The sequence below is a fragment of the Nakamurella sp. genome (genome assembly GCF_048594475.1).
In the GTDB taxonomy this organism is placed as follows: domain Bacteria; phylum Actinomycetota; class Actinomycetes; order Mycobacteriales; family Nakamurellaceae; genus Nakamurella.
In genome coordinates this window covers 1-6,505 of the sequence record NZ_JBMDXT010000126.1, presented here as the reverse complement: position 1 = coordinate 6,505, position 6,505 = coordinate 1, and the positions used below count along the sequence as shown (strand labels likewise).

General features: G+C 72.7%; 6 protein-coding genes and 1 pseudogene. 5 read left to right on the top strand and 2 right to left on the bottom strand.

Translation table 11 applies throughout. From position 1 onward, the window contains the following. The first annotated feature begins 101 nt into the window (after positions 1 to 101). The 4 genes and pseudogenes from ACOJUF_RS06540 (at position 102) to ACOJUF_RS06525 (ending at position 3,448) form a co-directional block, all read left to right on the top strand. Positions 102 to 1,352 (top strand): PucR family transcriptional regulator, encoded by a 1,251-nt coding sequence (locus ACOJUF_RS06540; RefSeq protein WP_420121055.1) that lies wholly within the window; start codon positions 102 to 104, stop codon positions 1,350 to 1,352. Between the two features lie 182 nt (positions 1,353 to 1,534). After that, positions 1,535 to 2,518 (top strand): annotated as a pseudogene (locus ACOJUF_RS06535) (TerC family protein); the annotation flags it as partial. Between the two features lie 290 nt (positions 2,519 to 2,808). After that, positions 2,809 to 2,991, top strand: coding sequence for a hypothetical protein (locus ACOJUF_RS06530; protein WP_420121054.1), 183 nt, complete (start codon positions 2,809 to 2,811; stop codon positions 2,989 to 2,991). 28 nt (positions 2,992 to 3,019) lie between these two features. Then, a complete protein-coding gene (locus ACOJUF_RS06525) occupies positions 3,020 to 3,448 on the top strand; it encodes an SRPBCC family protein (RefSeq protein ID WP_420121053.1) in 429 nt (142 codons plus the stop codon). 37 nt (positions 3,449 to 3,485) lie between these two features. On the opposite strand, the gene ACOJUF_RS06520 is transcribed toward ACOJUF_RS06525, so the two are convergent. Next, positions 3,486 to 4,409 (bottom strand): fructosamine kinase family protein, encoded by a 924-nt coding sequence (locus ACOJUF_RS06520; RefSeq protein ID WP_420121052.1) that lies wholly within the window; start codon positions 4,407 to 4,409, stop codon positions 3,486 to 3,488. Positions 4,410 to 4,503: 94 nt separating this feature from the next. Here ACOJUF_RS06520 and ACOJUF_RS06515 point away from each other — a divergent pair, with 94 nt between their 5' ends. Then, on the top strand, positions 4,504 to 4,944 hold the full coding sequence (locus ACOJUF_RS06515) for a VOC family protein (protein ID WP_420121051.1): 441 nt from the start codon (positions 4,504 to 4,506) through the stop codon (positions 4,942 to 4,944). 147 nt (positions 4,945 to 5,091) lie between these two features. On the opposite strand, the gene ACOJUF_RS06510 is transcribed toward ACOJUF_RS06515, so the two are convergent. After that, the coding region (locus ACOJUF_RS06510) for a SulP family inorganic anion transporter (RefSeq protein ID WP_420121050.1) at positions 5,092 to 6,505 on the bottom strand (1,414 nt) is incomplete at its 5' end.

Below are 6,505 nucleotides of genomic sequence, written 5' to 3'. Positions count from 1 at the left end.
GACTCCAGGGGCTCCCGAGCACCGGCTCCTGCGCCGCCGGTGCTCGAGGGCGGACCGGCCCGGGAACGGCCCGGCCCCGCGGGCCATTAGCGTGAACGACCATGCCGGTGCCTCCCGCCACCCTCCGGGCGATCGCGGCCGCCGCTGCGGCGGACGCCGGCGATCTGGACGAATCCCTGCTCGGTGACTTCCCCGAGGCGCTGGTCGCGGCGGCCGTCGCCGGCGACCGGCTGCCGCGGGCGGCGTTGCGCCGGTGCGACCGCAGCGGCCGGCGGGCGGCCGAGTCCGGCGTGGCCCTGCGGGCGCTGCTGGACCTGCACCTGTCGGCCGCCTGGCGGCTCTGGGCCCACCTGCCGGCCGTGCGGGACGCCGCCGCCGACCCGGCCGGGGTGGTGCGGGCGGGGGAGATGATGCTGCGGGCCATGGACGACGCGGTCGCCGCGCTGACCGAGGGCTACCAGCTGGCGCGCCGCGAGGTGATCGCCGCGCAGGCCGCGGCCCGCCGCACATTCGTCGAGGACCTGCTGCTCGGCGGGGCCCAGGCGGCGGCCGGACTGGCCGAACGGGCGGCGACGTTCGGCCTGAACCTGGCCGGCCCGCACGCCGTCGCGGTGGTCCGGGCCGAGCGGCCGTTCGTCGAGTCCTCGCCGTTGACCTCGGTGCTGGAACGGTCGGTCCTGGGCAGCAAGGCCGACGCCGATGCCCTGGTGGCCACCAAGGACGGCGCGCTCGTCGTCGTCTTCGCCGCGCCCGACCGGGCGGCGATCGACCAGGTGGTGCGGGCCCTGACCGGCGCGCTGCCGACCCCGGGACCGGCCGGCGAGGCCGACGGTGCGGCCGGGGTGCGGCTGCGCCGGATCGCCGACGTGGGGCCCTGGCGGATGGGCGTCGGACAGGCGCAGCAGGGTCCGGTCGGGGTGGGCCAGTCCTACGCGCAGGCCGTCGAGGCGCTGGAACTGGGCCGGCGGCTGGGAGCGGCCGACGCCGTGGTCGACGCCGCCGATCTGCTGCTGTACCGGGTCCTGATCCGCGACGAGTCGGCCATGCGGGACCTGGTCGCGGCGGTGCTGGCGCCGCTGTCCGCCGCACGCGGCGGATCCGGGCCGCTGCTGGAGACCCTGGAGGCGTACTTCGCGGCCGGTGGCAACGCGACCGAGGCGGCCCGGTCGCTGCACCTGTCCGTGCGCGCGCTCACCTACCGGCTGGCCAAGATCACCGCCCTGACCGGACGCGACCCGGCGGACGCCCGGCACCGGCTGGAGCTGCAGACGGCCCTCATCGGCGCCCGGCTGCTGGGACCGGTCGAGCCGCCGGCCCCTGCAGGACCGTCGCCGATCGACCCCCGATCGTGACCGGATCGAGATCTCGGCCGATCAGCCGGCACCGCTGCGCTCTTGACTGCCGGAATCCGGCAAAGTCCGACGCCTGATCTTCGCCGGAAACTGCCGTGGATCGGCAGTCCGATCCCCGGCACTCTGGACGGGTCGGCACCCACCGCCGACGCCGTCCCGACCCGATCGGAGTCAAGATCCCCGTGACCGTCCCCCTGTGGGCCTGGGCCGCCTTCGGTGCCGTGGTCCTGATCATGCTGGCCATCGACCTGCTCGCCCACCGCGGCGCGCACGTCATCAAGTTCAAGGAAGCCGCGATCTGGAGCGCCATCTGGGTGGCGCTCTCGCTGGTCTTCGCCGTCGTCGTCTGGTTCACCATGGGCAGCGGCGCGGCCATCGACTTCACCACCGCGTGGTTGCTGGAGAAGTCGCTGTCGGTCGACAACCTGTTCGTCTTCGCGCTGATCTTCGGGTACTTCCAGGTGCCCCGTGAGTACCAGCACCGGGTGCTGTTCTACGGCGTTCTCGGTGCGCTGATCTTCCGCGGCATCTTCCTGGCGCTGGGCGTGGCGATCGTGTCCACCTTCACCGCGGTGCTGTTCGTCTTCGGCGCCATCCTGATCTGGAGCGCCATCAAGCTGCTCCGCGACGACGACGAGACCGTCGACCCGGGCAAGAGCTTCGCGGTCCGTCTGCTCCGCAAGCTGATCCCGGTCTCCGACGAGTACCGCGGCACCAAGTTCTTCTACAAGGAGGCGGGCAAGCGCATCGCCACCCCGCTGCTGGCCGTGGTGGTCGCCATCGAGGCCGCCGACCTGGTCTTCGCCGTCGACAGCGTGCCCGCCGTGCTCGCGGTCAGCGACAACACCTTCATCATCTACTCGAGCAACGCCTTCGCCATCCTGGGTCTGCGCGCCCTGTACTTCCTGCTCGCCGGCATGCTGAAGAAGTTCCACTACCTGGGCAAGGGCCTGGCGTTCATCCTCGCCTTCATCGGCGTCAAGCTGTTCCTGCAGGCCGGCCACAAGGTGATCAACCCGGCCATCCCGGAGATCCCGTCGCTGGTGTCGCTGGGCGTCATCGTGGTCGCTCTCACCGTGTCCATCGCGCTGTCGCTGCTCAAGCCCCTGCCCGAGGACGACGACGAGATCGTCGCGGGCGGTCCGGTCGCCGGTAGCACCGGGGCCGGCGGGTCGGACGGTGCGGGCGCGCCCGCGCCGGTCGTCGGGGCCGAGCCGGCGGTGGGAGCCGACCCGGTCGAGGTCGGACCGTCCGGCGCAGCGCCGGCCGGGGCCGGTCGACCGGGTCCGTCGCCGTATAAGGGCCCGGCGCCACCCGCCGGCCGGCGGGGGGGCCACGATCGGGGGGAACCGTTGTATGGGGGCCCCGGCGCGGTTCCGCCGTGCGGGGGTCGGACGGCGGCGGAGCCCGGCGACCAGGGCACCCGCCCGACCATGACCCCGAGAAGGAGTGCGCGATGGCCAAGAACCCGTTCATGAGTGCCTACCTCAGCGCGGCGAACCGGGTGGCCAACACCGCTCGCGGCAAGGCGACCACCGAGGCGAAGCGGTCGGCCAAGCGGGAGCAGACCAAGCTGATCAACGCGTGGACCGACATGATGACCGGCGGCGCGACCCGCAAGCGCCGCCGCCGTCGCTGAACGCGAGGCGGGTCCGTACCGTCGAGCCATGCCCGTCATCCACGCGACCGTGACCACCGATCTCGCCCCGGCCGACGCGCTCCGGATCCTGACCGATTTCGGCCCGGGCCGGGCGCAGGCGTTCCCCAACGTCGACCAGTCCACCCTCGTCGTGCACGAGGTGGGGGACAGCTGGGCGGACGTGACCGAAGGCAACAAGCTCGGCTGGGAACGCGAACGCTACGACTGGGACGTCGCGGCCGGCACCATCACCGCGGTGACGACGGAATCCAACCTTTGGGCGGCCGGGTCCCGGTGGGACTACCGGATCACGCCGGACGGCACCGGCAGCAAGGTGCAGGTGCGGTTGGAGCGGCACGCCAACGGCTGGAAGGGCCACCTGGTCGCCGCCCTGATCCCGCTGTTGGGGGCGCGGACCGTCCGTTCCGGGGTGGGCAAGGCGCTGGGCGCGCGCTGAGCGGCGCAGCAACGCGACCGCCGGCAGCCCGGCGCGGCTACCACCCGTAGTGCTCGAGCAGCGCCCAGAGCTGCGGCAGGCTCCGTACGCCGAAGTGGCGCACGTTGACCAGGTGCTTGTGCAGCAGCAGCGCCGGACGGCGCTCGGGGAAGCCGGGATCGACCGGGTACTCCCGCTCGTAGGCCGAGAGGAACTCGCCCGGCAGGCTGTCCGACAGGCTGAGGTAGGCCAGATCCAGTTCGCGATCGGCATGGCTGACGGCCGGGTCCACCAACGCCCGGCCGCCGATCATGTTGCCCGGCCACAGATCGCCGTGGGTGAGCGAGGCGGGTGGGTTCGGGCGCAGCAATTCCGGCAGGGGGCCGTCACAGGCCGTGCCGATCCGGGTGCGCAGTTCGGTGGGGAGGTCGGCCCGCGCCAGCTGGGGCCGCACCCGTCGGTCGACGTAGAAGGCGGGCCAGGTGTCGGTCCAGGTGTTGTCCTGCGGGAACCGGCCGTGGAAGTTCGGTGTCGGCCAGCCGAACCGATCGGCGACCGTCCGGTGCAGCCGCGCGACGGCGCGGCCCAGCCCGGCCCAGTCCGGATCACCGGTGACGTGCTCCAGCACCAGTGTGTGCGCGGCCGCGCCGAGGACGGCGGGCACCGGGGCTCCGGCCGCGGGCAGCGCGGCCAGCCCGACGGCCTCCTGATCGACCGGGTAGGGGCACCGTTTGACGACCACCTCGCGACCGTCGGCGAGGGTTGCCAGGGTGGTGCGGCCGATGTATCCGCCGTCCAACGGCTCCTCCCGGATCGGCCGGGGAAGGTCGGCCGGCCAGTCGCCCGCCGACGCCGGCCCGCTCGGACTGGCGCGGCCGGTGGGGGTCGCGCCTGCGATGACGTCGTCGGCGGGGATGACGTTGGCGGGGGTCGCGCACGGGGCGGTGCCGCCGGAAGGTGGCTGGTGCTCACGGGTCGACATGCGATCAGTTTCGTCCCCGCCGGCGGTCGATCATGGTGACCTCGCGTGACCGGTGCGACCGGGCGCCGCCCATCAGCCCACCTCGGAGGACCACATGACCACTCCTGTCCAGCCCGCCCCGGCGGGCTCCGCCGCGTCCACGGACTCCGGCGTACACGGCGCCGGCCGGATCGATGGGATCCACACCATCGGAGTGCCCGTCAGTGACCAGGACCACGCCCTGGAGTTCTACGTCGGAACGCTCGGCTTCGAGGTCCGGATGGACGTCCCGCTGCCGCAGCTCGGTGGCCGGTGGATCGAGGTCGCACCCAGCGGCGGCGGCACGTCGGTCGCACTGATCCCGGCCTCCGGGACGACCCCGTCCGGCCGGGAGGTCGGTGTCCGGTTCACCACCGCGGACGCGGCGGCGCTGCACCAATCCCTGGCCGCGGCTGGCGTACAGGTCGGCGAGCTGCTGGCCTGGCCCGGTGTGCCGCCCATGTTCAGCTTCGCCGACCCCGATCGAAACGGGTTCGAGGTCGTCCAGCACGGCTGATCGACCCCGCCCGGGATCCCGGCCGGCGCCATCCGGCCGGCCCTGCCATCTCGCCATCGGCGTACGCGGCGAAGGCAGCCATCGGTGCACCCGAAGCGGACTCGGCCGTCGGTGGCAGTTCGCTCGGAAACCGACCCGCACCACTCGCTAGGCGAAGGGCCCGGCTGGGTCTCCGGCGGTGGGCCAGTCCGTGCCGGACTGCTCCCGGTACGCGTCCACCGCCGACCCGATGGTGGGGAAGAAGTGTCTCGGCTCGATGCGGGAGGTCAGCTCGTAGCGGTCGATCTTGGCCTTGACCGGATCCTTGACCTCGGCGAACACCATGTCGACGCCGCGGGCATTGAGCCATTCATCGAGTTCGGCGAGCATGTCCGCCGCGGTGGTGTCGACATCGGTGATCGGTTCGGCGGTCACCACGATCCAGCGCGGCCGCGGCGTGGCCTCGGCGATCCGGCGCAGGTCGTCGCGGAAGGTGTTGGCGTTGGCGAAGATCAGCGGACCGCTGAAGCGGTAGAGGACCAGTCCGGGCAAGAGTGCGGCGTCCGGGTAGCTGCCGGTGTCGTGGTAGCCCTTCAGCCCGGCGACCTTGCCGAGCTGGGCCCGGTCCGGCCGCCACACCCGGCTGAACACGTTCAGCACGGAGAACGCGACGGCGATCGCGATGCCCGGCAGCACGCCGAGCAGGGCCACGCCGAGGAACGCCGCCATCGCCAGCGCGAAGTCGGACCGGCGCTGCCGCCACAGCCGCCGCAGACCCGGCAGATCCGCCAGCGAGACCGATGCCGCGATGACGATGGCGGCCAGCGTCGGCTGCGGCAGGTTGCGCAGCAGTCCGGGGAAGAAGACGAGCATCAGCGTGACCGCGCCGGCCCCGACCAGCCCGGTGACCTGGGACCGGGCACCGTTCTGCTCGGCGACCGCGGTCCGCGACCCGCTGGTGGAGACCGGGAACCCCTGGAAGAAGCCGGCGGCCACGTTCGCGGCGCCGATGCCGATCATCTCCCGGTTGCCGTCGACGTCCTCGCCGCGGCGGCCGGCGAACGCGCTGGCCGTGGAGATCGTGTCGGTCAGCGAGACCAGTGCGATCCCCAGGGCGCCGGCGAACAGCAGGCCGAGGTCGCCCAGGGGCACCGTCGGGATGGTGAAGGGCGGGAAGCCCTCCGGCAGCACGCCGACCAGTTTGACCCCGCGGTCGGCCAACCCGAACAGGACCACCGCGCCGATGGCCAGGACCGTGGCCACCAGAACGCCGGGGATCCGCGGGACGAACCGCTTGAGCAACAGGATGACCGCGAGGCTGCCCGCGCCGATGGCCAGCGCGGCCGGAACGGTGCGCCCGTCGATCACTCCCTGCGCGAACAGTGCGGCCTCGGCGATCAGGCCGTCGCCGTCCACGGAGAAGCCGAACAGCTTGGGCAGCTGCCCGATCACGATCGTCAGGGCCAGGCCGTTCATGTAGCCGATCTGGGTCGGCTTGGACAGCAGATCGGCGATGAATCCGAGGCGGAACACCCCGGCAGCGATGGTGATCGCGCCGACCATCAAGGCCAGGATCGACGCG